Source organism: Solitalea longa, assembly GCF_002920915.1.
GTDB lineage: Bacteria > Bacteroidota > Bacteroidia > Sphingobacteriales > Sphingobacteriaceae > Solitalea > Solitalea longa.
In genome coordinates, this window is sequence record NZ_PQVF01000007.1 from 290,277 (window position 1) to 309,666 (window position 19,390).

Consider the following 19,390-nt stretch of genomic DNA (forward strand, 5'->3'; position numbering starts at 1 on the left):
GCTTTTTGCCGGCATTGGGGGATAATCTTTTATGAATAAAAAAGATATACCAATGCTAATGGCACAGTTTAATTTTAATTAAAAAGAAAAAATAGATTTAAGACCTTGGAGGCTGCCAAATGTGCGAGGAGATTTTGGGAATAGAAAATGGTATATGAACTGTAATATGTTCAATAAAATGTGTCAGTTCAAATGATACTAAAAGCGGTTCTGTGGTGTTTATAGCAATGCTGCAACAGGAACATAAGCAAAAGGGCGAGCAATTTTCTTGTTCATGGTTATGAGAATCATGGTTACCAGCATTACCTTCCTGCTCTTGTGTAATTTTTTTACACTCAATATTATCTCCGCATGGCACGCAAATTAATACGAGCATGTACAGACTTAATATGTAGCACAACCATTTCACCAGTGCAAATATATAATTATTAGCTATACCTGATAATAAAGAGACGTATGTAACAAAGACTTTAAAAATAAGAAGAAATGCCGAACTGAAAACCGCCTGTTTTAGCAGGTGGGTTGCCTAAAATATCCTGTTGCCAATTGTACAAATAGTTGAAGCGAATAACGGATTGAGCGGATGGCCGCCAGCTGATGGCTCCGGAAATTCCCCAGTAATCGTCCGCTATGTTCTGATTGTTTTCGTTAAAACGGCCCACGTTCCAGTCTACGTACTCCAATCTTGCTGCAACGTTAATGACTGATTTTTCAAAGTCCAAAATAGGCCTCCTTAAAACTGGCTGCACGATGTCCAGAAAACCGCCTTTTTGTTTTCTGCCAAATTGCTGTGTATAGCTACCTGGCACATCCACCCAAACCCAGGAGAATTCTCCATTCAGGTGAGTATTTAGCTTCGGCAGAACTGAATTAAAATCAAGCGCAAATACGTCAACATGTCTGCGCTTATCCAGGGTTAAGCCATCTTCTTCAAATTTATTGTACACACCACCCATATAAGAAATGCCTAACTCGCCTACTTTTTTATGCCTGATTGCGGCTTTACCCGTCATCAACGGAACTCCGTTAAAGCTCTCCTCAAAACGTTCCTGGTTGAGTTTGCTGGCCGGAAGGAAAGTTTTGTTTTTCGTATTCTCGATGATCTGGTTATCAAAACCATTCGTCAAATAACCTTCATAAGCTAAAACCCAATCTCCGGTAAATTTCTTGCCGTAAACTCCAAAACCCACATTGCTCCAGGTTGCCGGAAGCATTTGAGTAGCCGAAACAGGCCTATCCACAAATTCCCATTTTGGCCCATCATGGTTTTGGTTAAAAGAACCAATGGGATTCATAATAATGCCTCCTCTAAAATTAACCAATGGATTCAATTCAAAGTCGATCGCGGCAAATTCTATATTGATCTCCTTTGCTCCGTCCTCAAATTCAATTTCCGTTAGAAATTTCACCCTTTTCATTACCGTAGAGGCAGCGAAAAGCGTAAAACGCCTCATTTGAAAACTGCTACCTTCCGTTATACCATCTGTAGTTAAATGCTGATAGTTAGCCTCAACATACCCCCCAAATGCTATCGGCAATTTGCCAAAACTTAAAAATGGGCGATTATACACCGCATCCATATTCATAGTCAGTTTTGAAGTATCCTGTGCCTGACGTTTAAGCAAGGATGAATCGATCTGAGCAAATCCGGATGTGGTTAATAAGAATGTGAAACTGATAAATGTGAATAAACGTAAGTTCATATTACTTCTTTCTTAGATCAATAAAAAGTTGATCATTCATAATTGATACGGGGAATTTCCTTAAATTTTCTTCTGCGGGCCCTTGAGTTACTGTTCCTTTCTTGTCAAACTCGCTGCCGTGCCCTGGGCAATGCAATGAATCTCCTGCCACTTGCACCTCAGCCCCTGCATGGGTACATTGTAGCCAAAGTGCGCTGTATTCCTGCTCATTCAATCGATACACACAAATAGGAAATTGTAAAGCATCATTTTTTACCAATAGGTAAGAGCGATATACATTTGCTCCTTTTTTTACATCCAAAAATTCGGACATTGGCACCGATAAACCGTTTGCACTCATTAAGCCGCTTGTATAATGAACGGTGTTGCAGGAAGCCAATGCACTTGCAAGTGAAGGACCAGCCAAACAGGCTATGCAAGTTTTTAAAATAAATTCACTTCTTTTCATGGCCTATGGAATTACAAACTTTCCAAGAATTTGATCAGCTTTTGTTTTTCTGATTCGGTTAGTTGGTTAAACCTGTCGTTACTATTTTGAGCTTCACCGCCGTGCAATAAAATAGCTTGTTCAATGCTTCTGGCCCTGCCGTCGTGCAATAAGAAACATTGTCCGCCTTGTGAATTTTTCGACAAACCCAAGCCCCAAAGAGGAGGAGTTCTCCATTCAGCCGTTTTGGCCGAACCTTCGGTGTATCCATCGTCCAACCCCGGTCCCATATCATGCAATAAAAGGTCTGTGTATGGATGGAAAATTTGGTTTGCCAATGCTGCAATAGGCGATGTGCCCGTTTTAAGCTCTTGTTTATGGCAGGTTTCGCAACCAATGTTTATAAAGAGTTGTTTTCCGCTAATAATATCAGGGTCATTTTGATTGCGTTGAATTGGAGCTTTCAAGGTTTTCAGGTAAAAAACTACATCCAGTACCGTTTGATTACTTATTTCCGGATCAACTACCTGACCTGAATATGTATCCTTAGACTCATAGAAGGAGGTAATTCCCATATCCTGGTTGTAAGCATTGGCTGTTTGTTGCATTAGATCATAAGCAGCGGCTTTTTTGCCAAACCTTGCTATGTATTTACCATTATTATTAATGGAATTCGGTCTTAATGTAGCATAAGCAGGAACTTTGATCCAGTTTGGAATACCGCTGATGCCATCGCCGTTCGCATCTTGTGGATCCGCCATGGCCATAATATCAGCATCGGTTACTGCATCCAGAAAACCTAAACCAGTATTGGCTGGTGGAGTAAATGAAGAAAAGGTAGCTCCGGCTGGAATTTGCTCAGGTTGAAAACCCGGAACAGCACGGTTTTGTAATTGCGGCCCTCCTTGATGAAGGTATTGATTGCCGGTTTCATTGATCTGACCGAAGCGGGTAAGAGTAGTAAAAGGATGGCCTTTCCCATCGCCGGCATGACAACTTCCACATGAAGTGGCCACGAACATTGGGCCCAATCCTGTTGCTGTGGTAAACACATCGTCATTAAAGGCAACATCACCTTTTAAGAATTGAGCATTTTCGGCATATGTAAGGCCTTCAAGGGGCCCATCTAATATCTCATCATCTTTAGGAAGAGAGGGAGAAGTTTTTTCGCAACCAATAAGCAAACTGCTCATGCCAATTATAACATAGAGCACAATTAATTTTTTGTCCATTTTGGTGTATTATAAAGCAAAAATATGTATTTTTAGACGTATCTAAAATTTATTTTAAGGCGAACTAATGCAATAACTACAAATAGTTAAAAAATAAACTTAGCCTTACTAAAAAATGGTGTCTACTACGGAAGAAAATTATCTTAAGACCATACAATTATTATCCAATAAGGCAGAGGTCAATAGCTTCTTAAGCATTGCTAAAGAGTTGAAAGTATTTCCCTCTTCAGTTACTAGCATGACTAAAAAGCTGGAAAGCAAAGGATGGGTTATCTACGAATCGGGGCGATCAGTAAAACTTACAAATCAAGGTGAAATCGAAGCACTAAAAATCATTCGAAAACATCGACTTATTGAACTCTTTTTAATGGAAGTATTAAAAATGGGTTGGGCAGAAGTACATGAAATTGCAGAACAGATGGAGCATATCAAATCAGAACTATTTTTTAATCAATTAGATAAACTATTAGGACACCCAAGATTTGATCCCCACGGAGAAGCAATACCCGATGTTAATGGTAAAATAAAGCTTAGAAATACAATCCCATTAAGCGCCTTAAAAGTTGGAAATAAAGCAACTTTTGTTGCTGTCACCGACGAATCAAGCGATTTTTTGAGGTTTCTTGATAAAATTAACTTATCCATTAACAGCAATATCGAAGTTCTTCAAATTGAAAGCTATGACGGATCAGTAACTTTTAAATCAGATAAAATTAAAGGACTGACAATAAGTTCTAAAGTTGCCGAAAGGTTGTTGACAATAAGTAAATAATCACCCATAGGTAATCAGTAAAATGAAAACTTGTCACTAAATAAAAAACAAAAACGGTGAAGCATGCCTCACCGTTTATATGATTTTTAGGACAAAGTACCCTAATTGGTATAGCGATTTAGATTAATTGTTTTTAACAACCTCTGCACGGTATTTACTTGATTCGCCTTCGGCACTAAACTCTTCAATGATCTTTATCATTTGATCCACTGAAAACTTTGATTGATCAAATACAACCTTTGCAATACCAGTATCAAAATTTACTTCGCTTTGCTTAACGCCTTTTTGCTTATAAAGGGCTTTCTCAATTCCTTTAGCACAGCCACTGGCGCAGGTCATACCAGATACTTTAAAGAACACGGTTTGAATCCCGCTTTTTGAAGTCTCCTGAATAGCTGTTTCACGCTGATACTGACAACAACGATGCAACTTATCATATGCTTTCTGAGGAGCTTTTTCACCTTCGGTATCATGTCCAACCGTTGCCACGGCTTTTTGAACAGATAAAAGATTAGCTGGGGCAGCATAGCTAACTTTTAACTGCTTTGTTTCTTCGTTCCATTCGGCTGAATTTACACCCTGAACTTTCATTGCAGCACCCTCAATTCGTGTTTTGCACATACCACAATTGCCCGACACTTTAAAAGTTTCTGTTTTAAGTTCTTGAGCCATTGAGAAATGGGCAATAAAGCACATAAGTGCTGCTGTTAAAATGAATTTTAATTTTTTCATGTTATATTATTCTTTATGATTTAGTGAATTTTATTTATCTGTCAATTTTATACCTGAAACCGGTATAAATTCTTCGTCCTTCAATTGGCCCCCAGATGTAAGAGGCATCGAAAAAACCCGTGTTAGGATCACCGGAACCTACGATGTAATTTTGCTGGCGAAAATCGAACAAATTCTCTGCTCCCATGTATAATTCAAAATTTCGCCAGTGACGAGTAAGCTGCAGGTTGATAGTTGAATAAGATTTCGAGAATTCCTTATAATCACTTATCTCATGCTGATAAGCCTCATTTAAATACGGCAATCTTTTACTTCCAAACCATTGCCAGGTAAAGTTGGCGTTCCATCTACGGTCAAAAGTTTCATAGAATAAGGAAGCTACCGCACGATGCTTAGATACATAAGGTTCAGTAAATCGTTGGCCATTGGTTTCACGGTACACATCGAGGTATTTGTATGAGAGCTTTAGCTCCACTGGTTTCAGGAGATAGTAAGAAGCTTCTACCTGAACATTATTAGCATATGATTCGCCTGTTAAGTTGTGAAAATATACTTTTGAAGGATCGGTATCGTAATCAGGAATGATCTTATTTGAAAATTGTGTTCTGTAAAGATCAATTCCGATGCTACCGCTTCTGTAATCAAGTTCAAACTTTCTATTGGCATTAAAACCGTAGTTCAGGGCTTTTTCCAACTTTAATGGTTCTTCTATTACAATTTCCCGATTGCTAACCTTGATATTGACATTTTCAGCAAGAATATTGACTGATTTAAAACCGGTTCCCATAGTAAAACGCAAATCGGTATTTTTATCAACCGACCATTTTACGTTTCCTCTTGGCGTAAGATTAAACTCTCCATTTGCCCAATCAGCACGCAAACCCGTAACTATTGACAAAGGGCGGTCTCCCGTACTGGTAAAGGTATTTTCTACAAAAACACCTGGCATATTGAGGTCGTTATTCAATTGCAAGTTTCCGAATTGTTCGTTGATCTTATCTAAACGATAACTTCCCCCCAAATTGATTGAATTCAGCTTGCCGATGGCTTGGTTGTAAATCAACCGAAGGTTGAGGCTTTGCTGTCGACCATTATTTGACCTTAAACCATAAAAGCCATCCATATCATGCAATACATACGTGTACTGCAAGCCCAAACTTTTGGAATTGCCTGTAGGCACTACAAAACCGGTACGCCCGTATAGCTCCAAACGGTTGGTGATTAATTGCTGCCCGTAGGCTGAAAGATCGCCTTGTTTTTGGCCAAAACTAAAGCTCTGCTGTCCGCCCATTCGCTCTTCATTTAAGTACTTCACAGAATTTTGAGAGAACCATCCATTACCTGATTCATATTTCCATTTACTCAGTACGTTAATATTTTGCAGCATCGGCATATCTAGAAAAGAATCACCATTCTGATCCATTTTCTGTTTAAAACGATCGATATGGAAAGAGAATAAGGTACTAAGGTCTTTGTTCAGCTTAAACGTTTTGTCCACATTCAACTCGGCACGTGCATATGCATCGAGATATCCGTTCACGAAAAGGTTATCAGTCCGCATCGGGTCTTTCAGCTCTACGTTAATCATTCCGCTGATGGATTCAGGTCCAACAATCACTGATCCAGGTCCTTTTACAATGTGTATCTGATCAATTTGCGTTCCCGGTATTCCGTACAAGCCGTAAGTAGAGCCCAATCCGGTAATAACAGGTGCATTTTCGGTTAGTAATTGAGTGTATGATCCGGCGAGTCCCAATACCTGTAATTCTTTACTTCCGGTAACACCATCTCGATAGGTAACATCTACGGTAGTATTGGTCTGAAAACTTTCTCCCAGATTGCAACAGGCCGCTTTTTTCAGTTCTTTAGAAGTAAAAATCTCCGTTTTGCGGGGCTGAACAGAAATCATTGTTGATTCGCGCTGATGCGTAACCACCACTTCATCCAACTGGCGCCCACCAGTGACTAAAACTATTTTAATTTCTTTGCTATCGTCAACCAAAACGGTATCTGTTTGCAAACCTACAAATGAGATCACCAATCGACGATCGGTAATACCATCTGCTTTAATTGTAAACTCTCCGGTAGTACTTGTACTTACCCCTAAGGCAGTATTTATCCACGACACACTTGCCCCTGCAAGCGGAATTTCTTTTTTTTCCGGATTGAGTTCAAACACCCTGCCTTTGAGAATTTGCTGGGCATTTACATCAAAACCGACTATAAATAATATTACAATTAGTATTAGACGTTTCATTAAAAATCAAATTTGTATGACAATAAAATTCAGGGCAAAAACAGATTGTTTCTGCCAAATTGGTCAACAGAAAATGATCAAATAAGGAAGGTTTGGGTGAGAAGTAGGATGGAGCAATTTCGGGGAGGAGGTTCCTTGAAGTTGCTGGAAGTAGTAGAATGAAGGCTTGCTAAATCATTCTGAAAGGTAAAATGGTAAGCAAACAGGAATAGTTCAACAGATAATAGTTTTGCCTGTTCGGCCCTTGCCAATGAAAGAAAATCATCTTTAGTTTGGATGGTTTTCACCTCATTATGGCAAAAACTTTCATCATCAGCCTTTGGCTCATCGATTACACCGCAGCTTTCTGCCGCTACTAAAAAGCTGGAATCTTTAGTATGGCAACAAAAGCCAACATCAGCCTTTTGCTCATCGTTTACATCACAGCAACAGCTTTCTACCGCTGCCAAAACGCTGACATCTTTTAATTTACCACCGCAATAATGCGCATACACACTCACTCCTACCACGTTTAGCAGTAAGAATATGCACATTGTTATAGCGATGATTTTTTTCATTGGTTGCAAACATAAAATCTTCTTTATTTATTTTCAACATGAGTATGTAACAAAAGAGATGGATCTTTGAGCGTAGTGAGTTGCTTTATCCGACGCCAGTTTCCCAATTCCCACCACAGAGCAAACACGCTAGCGAAGAAAAATAATTAACAGGCGTGGCAAGAGGCCTTCTATAGTGTAGCCTGGGCAGGAACTTTTAGCATCTTAGCATTAATCGCAACTATGATTGTGCTCAGGCTCATTAACACAGCACCCATTGCCGGACTAAGTATAAATTTTGGATATAAAACACCCGCCGCTAATGGTATGGCAATAATGTTATAACCTACTGCCCAAACTAGGTTCTGTATCATTTTACGGTAGGTTGCTTTTCCGAAAGTTATCAATTGAACCACATCCTTTGGATCACTGTTTACCAGAATAATATCAGCAGTTTCAGCCGCCACATCGGTACCAGAACCAACCGCGATGCCCACATCTGCCTGGGCTAGAGCAGGGGCATCATTTACTCCATCTCCTGTCATTGCTACCCGTTCCCCTTTATCTTGAAACTCTTTCAACTTGAGCAGTTTTTCATGGGGTAATACATTGGCAAAATAACCATCCATCCCTAATTTTTGAGCAACAGCCGCTGCTACCTTCTCGTTGTCACCGGTGAGTAAATATGCTTTTATATTCATTCTCTTTAAATCAGCGATAGATTCTGCGGCTGTTTCCCTAATACTATCGGCTAAAGCAATCAATCCAACTGGTTCATTATTTATCAATACAAACGTAACAGTACTAATCGCCTGATCAATGTCCGCTGGAATTTCCGGAATGGATTTGCCTTCCTGTTTAAAATAATTGGGGCCGGCAACAACAACTATTTTTTCATTCACTATTCCCTTAACCCCTATACCTTGTATGGACTCAAAGTTTCCAGATTTCCAAAGAGTTAGTTGTTTTGCTTTCAGCTTCCGTACTATGCCAAGAGCAATGTGGTGTTCAGAGTTTTGTTGCACAGCAGCAGCGTATTGTAATATTTCATCTGCAGAATACTGAGTTGTTAATGGTTTAACTTCTTGTACCTCATGTGATCCTTTAGTCAACGTCCCTGTTTTGTCAAAAATAATGGTGGTCAGTTTCCTTGCATTTTCAAAAGCTGTCCGATTTCTAATCAAAAGACCATGAGTTGCAGATAATGTAGTAGAGATAGCCACTACAAGCGGGATAGCCACACCTAAAGCATGAGGGCACGAAGTAACCATAACGGTTACCATGCGCTCTAAAGCAAAAGAGAGTTCTTTGCCAGAACTTAACCAAATAATTAAAGTCACAACTCCTATGCTGATGGATACAATGGTTAACCATTTAGCAACTATAGTAGCCAAATTTTGAGTTATAGATTTTGTTCCCTGGGCTTTTTGAACCATTTCAATTACCTTATTCAAGTAGCTGTCGGTTCCGGCTCCTGTAACATTTACTTTCAAGACTCCATCTCCATTGATTGCCCCTCCAATAACCTTTCCCCCTTTTTCTCTTTTTACTGGTACACTTTCACCAGTTAACATGCTTTCGTTTACATAAGAATTGCCTTCAATGATCAGCCCGTCGGCAGGGATTTTTTCTCCCGGTTTTATAACTACTATATCATTATTCTTCAGTTCTTTTAATGAAATATCCTGTACTTCGCCATTTCTTTCCAGATGCACTAAGGCTGGAAGTAACTCTACCAATGATTCCAACGCATTTGAAGCGGCCATTTGCGATTTCATTTCAAGCCAATGACCTAATAGCATAATGTCAATCAGCGTAGCCAGTTCCCAGAAAAAATCCATGCCCTTCAACCCAAATACAACCGCTACACTATAAATGAAAGCTGTTGTAATTGCAACCGCAACAAGAGTCATCATTCCGGGATTGCCTGCGCGTAATTCCCTTACAATTCCTACCAAAAACGGCCACCCCCCGTAGAAATAGATGGTGGAACTAAGCATTAACAATACGAAATTATCCCCACTGAAAACCAATTCTATCCCCAACCAATGCTGAATCATCCGAGACAATAGCAATACAGGTATCGTTAATGCCAGGCAAATCCAAAAACGTTTTAAAAAATCTTCGACATGATGGCCTTTGTGTAGATTATGATCATCATGTTTGTCATACTGCTTATGATGAGCATGCTTATCATGCTGTTTTTCAGCAGCTACTTTCTCAGCCGATTTTCCCGACACATCCATACCTGGATGATGCTGGTGGTGTTGGTGATTTTCAGTAGAATGTTCCATCACAACTATAAATATTTGCTATACTTTAATTCTCTTGGGAAAGACTATCTTTCAAGTTTTCAACCCAATTCAGGAGGAGTATCTTATCTTCTTTAGAAAGTTTTGCATTTTTATGGATTAGGGCATAGGCGGGCAGAGGCATAGTTTTATCCTTCACACTGTTCGCTATAGCCTTTAACTTACTTTGTTGTTTACGTTTGGAATAATTTCCAAACTCATTGAAGTTCAGGTCAGCTTTTCCTTTTTTTATATGTGATGCCAGCCACCAACCAACAGGCTGAATAGTGGCGTACCATTGATAATTGGTATTGTTGCTATGGCAATCGTAGCAAGCATTTTTTAAAACAACCTGTACATTTTCAGGCAGGTTATACATTTTTGTTATATCTGTTGGCAATACCTGCCCGCTTTTATTGCGGGCAGGTTGTATAAACTGAATTCCAATAAATACAAAGAGTAGTGCTAATACTATTTTCCTTCCGAGACTCATGCTACTTGAAGGTTATTTAATTTCCTCTTTAACCGATCCGCATGTTAGCATTTGGCTGCCATAATAGGGGTTTTTTATTTCTTTTGTTTCGCTTAGCCATATAGCGCCCTTTTTGTCGTTGTACATAGGACAATAGTCCTTATACAATGGCTGTCCTCCTCCAAATGATTTAACCAGTTCATATACATCTTTACTCAACATATCAAAATGTTCACGTTGATGCTTAAGGTTACCGGTATTCTCTCCAATATGTTCTGCATGTTCTCTTGCATCATCTTCTATATCATTATACATTTCGGCTTGTGAGGCGGTTAATGAAACTTTATCAAAATCGGTAAATGCGTTTACCATTTCCTTCCCAGCCGCAGCGGCATCTTTATCATTATCTTTCGTTAGGGCGTTTTTCATACTCAAATAGCCGTCAACAATTTTTTTTACTGAAGCTGCAACTTTTGCATTTACACCGGGTGGCGTTGCTAACGCCTTTTCTTCTGTGTCGTTAACTGGAGGCTGTGTTTGAGTAGTATCATTACTCATATCGTGACTTTCGTTTGATTTTTTGTTGCCACTGTTGCAGGCAGTAAAGAATGCTACGCTTAGTGCAGCTATTAAAAATTTATTTTTCATGTTTTGAGTTTTTATGATTGAATTTTTGTAATAGATTATGTATGTATCACTTGCTTTCCACATGTGAGCATTTATCCAACCGGTTCTATTTTTTTGCCAACGTTTCTTTAACAGAACCGCATTTCATCATTTTATCACCGAAGTAAGGATTTTTGATCTCTTTTTCGTTCGATAACCAATATCCGCCGTCGTTATTGTTGGCCATCGGGCAATATTCAAGATACACCTCCCCAGTTTTTACACCCGACGCTTTGATCAAACGTTCTATATTTTTGGTCAGGTCGTTTAGAACAGCCCTTTGCCCCTCAATTGTGGTTGCGTGTGCCAGTTTTTCAGCTACTACTGTGGCATCTTTATCGTTTAGCTTGGCGATAGCTGTTTTTAAGGCCCCGGAGGCTTTTTGGGCTTCTTTAACATTGGAGGCCACCAATGCATTTTTTAGATGAATATAATGCTGGTATACCATGTTCAACTTTTCATTGTTAAATGTTGGATTGCTTCCTCCTTTTTCTTCTGCTATAGTATGTTCGGTATGTTCCTTCGCGTTGCTTTTTCCGTTGCATGCGACAAACGCTCCTGCTACAAGAGTGATTGCCAAAATTGTGCGTAATTGCATAGTTTGTTTTTAATTATTCTGGTTTGTAAATTTTTTAAATATTAATTAATTACATAGCTCCATGTTCATGCCCGGCCATGGGGTCCGTTCCTTTTTTAAGTTTCATCTCACTGTAAAGCAAATATGCTCCGCTGGTCACAACCTCATCTCCGTCCTTTAATCCTTGTACAATTAGCACCTGATCAAAATTTTCTATACCGGTTTTTACCATGCGCGGTTCAAACGTATTATCGCCGGTTTTTATCCACACATGTTCGCCTTTCCCATCGCGCAACACCGCATCTACAGGAAGGGTGATGGCATTTGATGTATTGCCGTATGGTAGTAACATATTGGCCTGCATACCCGGTTGAAATTGGAGTTTAGAATTTGCCAGCTTGGCCCTTATTGTAATGATCTGCGAGTTGGCGTCGAATTGGGGTGAAATGAAATCAAGTACTGATTTAACCGGTTCTGATTCAAAGCCTGCAACTTGTACTGTTACGATAGATTTTTCCTTCAAATTTTCCAACTCATTTGCATACACTTGAGCTTCTACCCACAGCTGCTCTAAATTTTCCAGTTTCATCAATACACTTCCTTCACCGACATATTGCCCCTCGATGGCGCTTAACTCCGCAACTATGCCACTGGCCGGAGCAAGGAAATTGATATAGGGATCAGTTTTTCCGAATTTACGAAGCTTATCGATCTGTCCGGAAGTTTGGCCGTATAGTTCCAACTTCTCTTTAGCAGCATCGGCCATTTCACTGTATCGTTTTTCATTCGGAAAGGCCGCCAATTGTTTCAAGGCAAGCAGGTACTCCTGTTCCATGGTCAATAATTGCTCGCTGTAAATTTTGTAGAGTGGTTGACCTTTTCGTACCATAACACCAGTTTCCTTCACATAAAGCTGTTCAAGCCGGCCGCTCACTCTGCTAGAAATAACTTCGGTAAATTCAGGATTGGTTACAAGTTTCCCATTCAGCACTTTACTGTTCGCAATGCTTCCTTTTCCAACTTTCATTGTATGTATGTTGGCCAGCCTTTGTTGACTTTCATTAAGCATGATCGATCTGCTGCTGCTCTCTCCTTGGTTCGTCATGGGCACCAGGTCCATCCCGCAGATGGGGCATGTGCCAGGTTTATCCTGTACGATCTGCGGATGCATCGGGCAGGTATATTTTGTGCCCGCCTTGGCTTCCGTTTTATGCCCTTCATGATCATGCCTTTTGTCCTTATCGCTGCAGGAACCCAAGATAAAAAGAGACAGCAGCATGAGAGCGTTTAAATATCGTTTCGATGTCATTGCGTGCTTTTTTGATTGTTCAACTTTTCTTTGAATTTCACCAGGCTTTCACTGTCGACAAGGAACCAGGCGTTTTCAGCGATCTTGTCGTTTACATCAAGTCCTGATAAAATTTCAATAGAGCCATTTGTATTTATTCCGGAAGTCACCAGGCGCGGTTCAAATGCGCCCGAGTGCTTTACAAATACCACGCGTTGATTGCCTAATTGTAACACAGCTTGCTTTGGCAGCCACATCCCTTCTTTACTTTCCGAAGTAATATTACCCCTGATTAATTGGCCCACTCTCCAATTTTTTATATTATTAGTTAAGTAGCTCCGCACCAACAGAAAGTTTTGGCCTTCTTTATAAAAAGGCTGTACAAGGCTTAGAGTGGCCGAAATCGTTTCTGTGCTATCATCAGCATTGATTAAATTCACCTGCTGCCCTTTTTTAAGTGTTTGAGTTTGACTGGAAGGTACATAGAATTCAACCCATAATTTAGTCGGGTTGAAGATCTTAAACACAGTTTCGCCGGCTCCAACGTACTGCCCTTCCCTGATGGTTAGGGTTTGCCCTGCAGATGTTGGCGTTTGAGAGGTTGAAGCCGTAGTCGCTGATGCAGCTCCCGTTGCTCCTCCCATGTTCGACATACCTCCTCCTGAAGAACTTTCCGAAGAGGAAGTAGTTGGCGTTGGGCTGGAACTGCTTAAATTATTTTCCGTAATGTATCCGCTGTAAGGGCTATATATCGGGAACGCATGCTGCATTTTACCCGTCCCGGCAATCTGGTTAACCTGCTGATTCGTAGCTCCAAGCAACAACAGCTTATCTTTTGCACGCCTTATTAAATCTTGGTCATTAGTTTTTATTAGATAGATCAGTTCTCGTTGAGCATTCACCAAGTCAGGACTGTAAATATCCATTACACGTTGACCTTTTTTTACAGGTTGATAATTGTAGCGAACATACAAACGTTCAATTCGCCCCGGGATGCGTGAAGCAAGTACTTTCCAATTGCGAGTATCATATGTAAGGCTTCCATTTAAGGTCAATTTTATTTTCTTCGATCCCTTTTCAGGATAAATAGTTTTGATGTTGCTTACTATGATCTCGTTGGTAGGCTTCACTAATGCGTTCAGATTTAAAGTAGAATCCAATGCCTCTCCGCCTGCCATCTTTTTCACCAGATCCATTCCACAGATCGGACAGGTTCCCTGTTTATTTTGAACAATTTGAGGATGCATTGGGCAAGTGTATTCCTCAGCTTCATCCTTATTGGTTTTTTTTTCGCAATATGAAAGTAGCAGTAATGGCAAGGCCAATAGCGTCAGCAGCAGTTTATTTTTCAAGCTGTTTCTCATAATCCACAATCATTTGGTAATACTGTTGTTTTTGTTCCAGGTACTTCATCTGGGCCATGTTCAACGCCTCCCAGCCATCAATCACCAAAGGGAGATCGAGCTTGTTTTCCTGGTAAGAGATCATCAGCGTTTCAAAACTCTTCTTCAACGCAGGTAGAATGGTCATTTCATAATTCATTAGGTGATGCTCCATGGTATGGATTCCCTGTTTCATACTGAAGCTCATCCCCGACATTTGATTTAGCATCGCCTGACGCTCTTTCTTCATAGCCTCAATTTCATAATCCATTTGTTTTACGCCCGATTTGTACATTTTTGATGCCCAGGGCACAATGGGGATGGAGACCATACCCATCAACGTATACTGCTGTGGCATGTGCGGATTGTAACCCGACATGTGATCAAACTTGATCTTAAAATCGGGTTTAGCTTCCGACCGCATGGCGGCCTGATTAAGTTTCATGGATTGAATGGTTTCGTTCATTCTTTGTATGTCGCTGCGCACAGAACTTAAATAGGCTGTATCAGGCAGAACTTCCTCATCATATTTTACTTTGAAGGTGGTATCGATAGTGAAATCAAAATCGTAGGGGACATTCATCAGCCCTCTCATCCAGTATTTGTTCTCCAGGATTTTAGAAGTTGTTTCAATGAGCATATCATCCACCTCACCGATTCGGCCTTCTGTTTTATAAATGGAGCTCAGCAGGCCCTGATTGTAGGTGTAGCGAATCTCGCCCAGCTTTTTCATGGTTTGCAGAATCTCCTTGTTTTGCTGAAGAACGACAATCTTTTTGTCGAGTACCAGCCATTCATAGTATAATTTCTTAGCCTGGCTGCGCAATTCATTGTAGGAAACATTTTTGTTTTGAGTCTCAATACCAGCCTTCGATTTCAAATAATTAGCCTTCGCATTCAACTTTGCGGGATTTGGAATATCCTGCTCCAGCGAGATCATGAACTGCCCCTGATCATTGGGCTCTTCTGCCATTTGTCCGGGGTAGGGAGTCATAAATGTTCCGGCACCGGCCATTGGGGCCATCCAAGCTTTGGCTCCCTTGGCCGACTCTTCTACTGCTTTAATCCTGTCGTCGTATTGCAAAAGCTGTGGGTTATTTTGCTTTATCCGCATTAAAATGCTATCAAGCGTCATAACTCTTTGCTGTGCGAATACCCAGAAAGGCAAAAGAGTAAGGATGGTTATATTTAGTATTTTTTTAATGCTGCACATCGTGAACCTCCATTTTTCCATGTTTTCGCAGTTCATACTCTTTAGTCATTAAAAAGATAAGTGGCGTAACCAATAAAATATGGGTTGATGAAGTCAACACACCTCCGATCATCGGCAATACAATCGGTTTCATTACATCACTGCCCACACCCATCGACCATAAAACCGGCACCAAACCGAACAAGGCTACTGAAACGGTCATTAGTTTAGGACGGAGACGTTTGGCAGCACCTGCGATCACAAATTCTTTTAATTCTTCGTTAGAAATTGTTTCTCGTGAATTGCCTTTTAATGTTACTAGTTGGCGCATGGCATCGTTCAAGTAGATCACCATTACCACACCGGTTTCAACAGCAATACCAAACAGCGCGATAAATCCAACGGCCACAGCCACCGACAGGTTTACTCCGTAGAAATAAACCATATACGCCCCACCAATCAAGGCAAAAGGTATTGTAATAAGACTGAGGAAGGCTTCTCGGAGGGATTTGAAAGCAAAATACAACGACAGGAAAATGATCACTAACACGATTGGAAGAATGAGCATTAGTGTACGTTCCCCGCTGATCAGGTTTTCGTATTGACCGCTCCACTCAACGAAATAGCCGTTGGGCAAATTCAGCTCGTTGTTCAATTTTTTTATCGCCTCATTAACGGTAGTACCCAGATCTCTTTCCCTAACATTGAACATGACAGCTCCACGCAGAATGGCATTTTCTGAAGTGATCATAGGTGGGCCATCAACAAATTTGATATTAGCTACCGATGAAAGCGGAACGATTCCTGCATCCGAAGCGTTGAGCGGAATACGCTTAATTTTCTCTACGCTGTTGCGGTAATCCTGCGCCAGGCGTACATGTATATTAAATCGCTGACGACCTTCAATGGTATTAGTGAAAGGGGTTCCGCCCAAGGCTGATTCAACCGTCATATTCACTTCATCAATAGATAAACCATAACGCGTCAGTTTCTCGCGGTCAATATCGATTTCCAAATATTTGCCGCCGGTAACAGGCTCAACATACAGGTCTTTTACTCCAGGGATGTCCTGCAACAGCGTCTTAACCCTTTCAGAAACTAGGGCAATACTATCCAGTCGCTGGCCGTACACTTTTACACCCACATCGGTGCGTATACCTGTTGCCAACATATTGATGCGATTGATGATGGGTTGAGTCCAGCCGTTTACCACTCCGGGTATTTGAAGCTTAGTATCCAACTCATCAACGAGATCTTTCTTAGTAATGCCCTCCCGCCATTCCGATTTGGGTTTCAGCATAATGATCGTTTCAATCATGCTGATGGGGGAGTTATCGGTAGCCGTACTGGCCCTGCCCGCTTTGCCCAGCACTTTCTCCACCTCAGGAACAGATTTGATGATCTTATCCTGTACCTGCAGTATGCGTTTGGCTTCTGCATTGGAAACATCAGGCAACGTTACCGGCATGAACAGAATGGATTGTTCATCCAACGGAGGCATAAACTCGCGCCCCATGCTTAATACCAATGGAATACTGATAAGTAGCGCAATAATGTTTAAGCCGATGGTGGTTTTGCGATGCTTTATGCACCAACGAATTACCGGTTCATAAATTCTTTCTAGAAACCGATTGATAGGGTTTTCCTCATCCGTTTTAAATCTTCCTTTCATGAAAAAGGAAATCATTACCGGCGCTAAAGTGATCACTAAAAGCGCATCAATGATCATGATGAACGTTTTGGTGTAAGCAAGCGGGTGAAACAGTTTTCCCTCTTGCCCGCTTAGCAGGAATACAGGTAAGAATGAGGTGATAATGATAATTGTTGAATAAAACACACCTCTTGAAACCTGCTTGCACGATTTTTCAATGATCTCCATGCGCTCTTCGCGGGATAACTCAACGTAATCTCGTTCTTTGGAAGAACCGATGCCCAGCCATTTTTTTAGTTTATTCCACATAGCGAGTTTCCTTATTCTTGATTAACTGTTTTTCTTTATTTAATTCAGCTTGCCTAGTAGCCAAATGTTTGTATGAGTTCTCGGCCATAATAATTCCATTATCCACAATTACCCCAATAGCCAAAGCGATACCCGTTAGAGACATAATGTTTGAACTAATGTCAAAAGCATTCAGCAAAATGAAACTTGCAGCAAGAGTGATCGGTATTTGAATGATAATGCTCAAGGCGCTTCGCCAATGGAAAAGAAAAACGATCACGATCAGCGAAACCACGATCATTTCTTCGATCAGCGTTCTCTTTATTGAATTAATTGATTCTTCAATCAGTCCGCTACGGTCATACATAATATTGAATTTCATCCCTTTGGGAAGGCCCTTTGCCACTTCTGTCATTTTGGCTTTCACATTTGTAATCACTGCATCGGCATTTTCACCATAGCGCATCACCACGATTCCGCCGACGGCTTCCCCTTCTCCATTCACATCAAATATTCCCAAACGATTTCCACCCGAGAGCTGCACAGTACCCACGTCGCTGAGTTTTACAGGGATAGTTTGACTGGTTTTTACAGGAAGATTTTCTAACTCGCCGATGGATTTAATGTACCCTGTAGTTTTAATGATGTAACCGATGTCGCTTAACTCAAACTTGCGTCCGCCTGCTTCATTATTGTTGGTTCTGATAGTATTGATAACCTGGGCAACGCTTAATCCGTAGTAGTTTAGCTTGTTCGGATCAAGGGTTACTTCATATTCTTTTTGAAATCCACCAAATGAAGCGATCTCACTAACACCCGATACATTTTGAAGAGCAAATTTTACATACCAGTCCTGGACCGCACGTTGTTCGCCCAAGTCCATTCCGGGGGCATCCAGAGTATACCAAAGGATGTGTCCCACGCCGGTACCATCAGGTCCCAGTTGTGGACTTACTCCTGCCGGTAATAGGTTAATTGCCGAACTTAATCTTTCCAATACGCGTGAGCGGGCCCAGTAGATGTCCACATTATCTTCAAAAATGATGTAGATAAAGCTCATGCCAAACATGGAGTTGGCCCGAACGTATTTTTCCATGGGGATGCCCTGCAGGTTGGTTACCAGTGGATAAGTTATCTGGTCTTCCATAATTTGCGGACTCCGGCCCATCCATTCGGTAAAAACGATTACCTGATTTTCGGAAAGATCGGGGATGGCATCTACTTTACTGGTTCGGACGGAGTGTATTCCCCAGCCAAAGAGCACGATAGCCACCAAGAGTACCATAAACCTGTTCCTTAATGAAAAGGAAATAAGTTTTTCAATCATAAATAGTAAGACTAGTTAACTAGTTATAGAAAATAGAATAGGATATAGGGTAAGAATGAAACACTTACCACTTAAGAAAAGGCAGAATAAATCAAATACGGAAAACCTGCAGGTAGGCTGCAGTATCAGAGTAGAGTGAACAATATTTATCACCCGTGACTAAGGGTGCGTGGTTAATAGAAATTTCAGGGAGATAATATTTTACAAATGAGAAAACATAAACAAAGGTATTCAGCAACTTGAAGTCGACAGAAGGAATATGAACTTTTGGCTCTAATTTAAACTCCTGTGCTTTTACCTGGAAGGTTTTGTCCTCGCAGCAAAATTTCTTGAAAACAATTGCTGATGGGTTACTCTTTTCTGCAGTGACGGACTTGATATCCATCATGCCGCAGTCATGCGCTTTTGTAAACACAGAAAAATTATCGACTTTTTGTCCGCAAAAATGAACAGACAATGAGAATCCCGTTGCTGATATTAAAATCAGAACGGAAAATAACGCTGCCCATATTTGCTTGTATTTACGCATCAATAGCTAAAGTAAATAAATATTTTTATTAGTTGAAATTTATTGAGCCCGTTTTTAGTGATGTGCTT

18 protein-coding genes are annotated in these 19,390 nt (G+C 40.6%); 1 reads left to right on the plus strand and 17 read right to left on the minus strand.

Annotated features, from left to right (window positions below):
* Positions 1-97 precede the first annotated feature (97 nt).
* The 4 genes from C3K47_RS19875 to C3K47_RS11825 form a co-directional block, all read right to left on the minus strand.
* Positions 98-409 carry a DUF6660 family protein gene (locus C3K47_RS19875; protein ID WP_394341683.1) on the minus strand — a complete coding sequence of 104 codons (312 nt, stop codon included), beginning with the start codon at positions 407-409 and terminating at the stop codon, positions 98-100.
* 61 nt (positions 410-470) lie between these two features.
* Positions 471-1,703 (minus strand): hypothetical protein, encoded by a 1,233-nt coding sequence (locus C3K47_RS11815; RefSeq protein WP_103789341.1) that lies wholly within the window; start codon positions 1,701-1,703, stop codon positions 471-473.
* 1 nt (position 1,704) lies between these two features.
* Positions 1,705-2,151 carry a QcrA and Rieske domain-containing protein gene (locus tag C3K47_RS11820; protein WP_103789342.1) on the minus strand — a complete coding sequence of 149 codons (447 nt, stop codon included), beginning with the start codon at positions 2,149-2,151 and terminating at the stop codon, positions 1,705-1,707.
* An 11-nt stretch (positions 2,152-2,162) separates the two neighbouring features.
* Complete coding sequence (locus tag C3K47_RS11825; protein ID WP_103789343.1) at positions 2,163-3,362, minus strand: di-heme oxidoredictase family protein; 1,200 nt, start codon at positions 3,360-3,362, stop codon at positions 2,163-2,165.
* A 115-nt stretch (positions 3,363-3,477) separates the two neighbouring features.
* Between C3K47_RS11825 and C3K47_RS11830 the strand changes: the two genes are divergently transcribed.
* Positions 3,478-4,134, plus strand: a complete 657-nt coding sequence (locus C3K47_RS11830) for a metal-dependent transcriptional regulator (protein WP_103789344.1) — start codon at positions 3,478-3,480, stop codon at positions 4,132-4,134.
* A 123-nt stretch (positions 4,135-4,257) separates the two neighbouring features.
* Here the strand turns inward: C3K47_RS11830 and C3K47_RS11835 are convergent, their stop codons facing one another.
* The 13 genes from C3K47_RS11835 to C3K47_RS11895 form a co-directional block, all read right to left on the minus strand.
* Positions 4,258-4,866: a heavy-metal-associated domain-containing protein gene (locus tag C3K47_RS11835; protein WP_103789345.1), complete on the minus strand. Its 609-nt coding sequence runs from the start codon at positions 4,864-4,866 to the stop codon at positions 4,258-4,260.
* Positions 4,867-4,900: 34 nt separating this feature from the next.
* Positions 4,901-7,123 (minus strand): TonB-dependent receptor, encoded by a 2,223-nt coding sequence (locus C3K47_RS11840; protein ID WP_103789346.1) that lies wholly within the window; start codon positions 7,121-7,123, stop codon positions 4,901-4,903.
* Between the two features lie 77 nt (positions 7,124-7,200).
* On the minus strand, positions 7,201-7,680 hold the full coding sequence (locus C3K47_RS11845; RefSeq protein ID WP_103789347.1) for an HYC_CC_PP family protein: 480 nt from the start codon (positions 7,678-7,680) through the stop codon (positions 7,201-7,203).
* Between the two features lie 170 nt (positions 7,681-7,850).
* Positions 7,851-9,953, minus strand: coding sequence for a heavy metal translocating P-type ATPase (locus C3K47_RS11850; protein WP_103789348.1), 2,103 nt, complete (start codon positions 9,951-9,953; stop codon positions 7,851-7,853).
* Between the two features lie 25 nt (positions 9,954-9,978).
* The gene (locus tag C3K47_RS11855; protein WP_103789349.1) at positions 9,979-10,443 is read right to left on the minus strand and encodes a heme-binding domain-containing protein; all 465 of its coding nucleotides are present in this window, start codon (positions 10,441-10,443) and stop codon (positions 9,979-9,981) included.
* A 12-nt stretch (positions 10,444-10,455) separates the two neighbouring features.
* Positions 10,456-11,070 carry a DUF3347 domain-containing protein gene (locus C3K47_RS11860; protein WP_103789390.1) on the minus strand — a complete coding sequence of 205 codons (615 nt, stop codon included), beginning with the start codon at positions 11,068-11,070 and terminating at the stop codon, positions 10,456-10,458.
* Positions 11,071-11,155: 85 nt separating this feature from the next.
* Positions 11,156-11,686 (minus strand): DUF3347 domain-containing protein, encoded by a 531-nt coding sequence (locus tag C3K47_RS11865; RefSeq protein ID WP_103789350.1) that lies wholly within the window; start codon positions 11,684-11,686, stop codon positions 11,156-11,158.
* 49 nt (positions 11,687-11,735) lie between these two features.
* Positions 11,736-12,836, minus strand: coding sequence for an efflux RND transporter periplasmic adaptor subunit (locus tag C3K47_RS11870; protein ID WP_243392541.1), 1,101 nt, complete (start codon positions 12,834-12,836; stop codon positions 11,736-11,738).
* Positions 12,837-12,970: 134 nt separating this feature from the next.
* Positions 12,971-14,317 carry an HlyD family efflux transporter periplasmic adaptor subunit gene (locus C3K47_RS11875; RefSeq protein ID WP_103789352.1) on the minus strand — a complete coding sequence of 449 codons (1,347 nt, stop codon included), beginning with the start codon at positions 14,315-14,317 and terminating at the stop codon, positions 12,971-12,973.
* A complete protein-coding gene (locus C3K47_RS11880) occupies positions 14,295-15,584 on the minus strand; it encodes a TolC family protein (protein ID WP_243392542.1) in 1,290 nt (429 codons plus the stop codon). Before C3K47_RS11880 ends, C3K47_RS11875 begins: the two co-directional genes overlap by 23 nt.
* Entirely contained in the window at positions 15,535-17,406 is a 1,872-nt protein-coding gene (locus C3K47_RS11885) for an efflux RND transporter permease subunit (protein ID WP_394341684.1), read from the minus strand. Before C3K47_RS11885 ends, C3K47_RS11880 begins: the two co-directional genes overlap by 50 nt.
* 70 nt (positions 17,407-17,476) lie before the next feature.
* Complete coding sequence (locus C3K47_RS11890; protein WP_103789354.1) at positions 17,477-18,793, minus strand: efflux RND transporter permease subunit; 1,317 nt, start codon at positions 18,791-18,793, stop codon at positions 17,477-17,479.
* A 91-nt stretch (positions 18,794-18,884) separates the two neighbouring features.
* Positions 18,885-19,322: an HYC_CC_PP family protein gene (locus C3K47_RS11895; protein ID WP_103789355.1), complete on the minus strand. Its 438-nt coding sequence runs from the start codon at positions 19,320-19,322 to the stop codon at positions 18,885-18,887.
* Positions 19,323-19,390 lie beyond the last annotated feature (68 nt).

Bases quoted from the DNA above. Each gene is read 5' to 3' on its own strand.
- C3K47_RS11865 (WP_103789350.1), bottom strand. From the start codon at position 11,686: ATGCAATTACGCACAATTTTGGCAATCACTCTTGTAGCAGGAGCGTTT.
- C3K47_RS11845 (WP_103789347.1), bottom strand. From the start codon at position 7,680: ATGAAAAAAATCATCGCTATAACAATGTGCATATTCTTACTGCTAAAC.
- C3K47_RS11890 (WP_103789354.1), bottom strand. From the start codon at position 18,793: ATGATTGAAAAACTTATTTCCTTTTCATTAAGGAACAGGTTTATGGTA.
- C3K47_RS11830 (WP_103789344.1), top strand. From the start codon at position 3,478: ATGGTGTCTACTACGGAAGAAAATTATCTTAAGACCATACAATTATTA.
- C3K47_RS11825 (WP_103789343.1), bottom strand. From the start codon at position 3,362: ATGGACAAAAAATTAATTGTGCTCTATGTTATAATTGGCATGAGCAGT.
- C3K47_RS11885 (WP_394341684.1), bottom strand. From the start codon at position 17,406: ATGGAGATCATTGAAAAATCGTGCAAGCAGGTTTCAAGAGGTGTGTTT.
- C3K47_RS11870 (WP_243392541.1), bottom strand. From the start codon at position 12,836: ATGCATCCGCAGATCGTACAGGATAAACCTGGCACATGCCCCATCTGC.
- C3K47_RS11875 (WP_103789352.1), bottom strand. From the start codon at position 14,317: ATGAGAAACAGCTTGAAAAATAAACTGCTGCTGACGCTATTGGCCTTG.
- C3K47_RS11860 (WP_103789390.1), bottom strand. From the start codon at position 11,070: ATGAAAAATAAATTTTTAATAGCTGCACTAAGCGTAGCATTCTTTACT.
- C3K47_RS11840 (WP_103789346.1), bottom strand. From the start codon at position 7,123: ATGAAACGTCTAATACTAATTGTAATATTATTTATAGTCGGTTTTGAT.
- C3K47_RS11815 (WP_103789341.1), bottom strand. From the start codon at position 1,703: ATGAACTTACGTTTATTCACATTTATCAGTTTCACATTCTTATTAACC.
- C3K47_RS11895 (WP_103789355.1), bottom strand. From the start codon at position 19,322: ATGCGTAAATACAAGCAAATATGGGCAGCGTTATTTTCCGTTCTGATT.
- C3K47_RS11820 (WP_103789342.1), bottom strand. From the start codon at position 2,151: ATGAAAAGAAGTGAATTTATTTTAAAAACTTGCATAGCCTGTTTGGCT.
- C3K47_RS11835 (WP_103789345.1), bottom strand. From the start codon at position 4,866: ATGAAAAAATTAAAATTCATTTTAACAGCAGCACTTATGTGCTTTATT.
- C3K47_RS11855 (WP_103789349.1), bottom strand. From the start codon at position 10,443: ATGAGTCTCGGAAGGAAAATAGTATTAGCACTACTCTTTGTATTTATT.
- C3K47_RS11880 (WP_243392542.1), bottom strand. From the start codon at position 15,584: ATGAACTGCGAAAACATGGAAAAATGGAGGTTCACGATGTGCAGCATT.
- C3K47_RS11850 (WP_103789348.1), bottom strand. From the start codon at position 9,953: ATGGAACATTCTACTGAAAATCACCAACACCACCAGCATCATCCAGGT.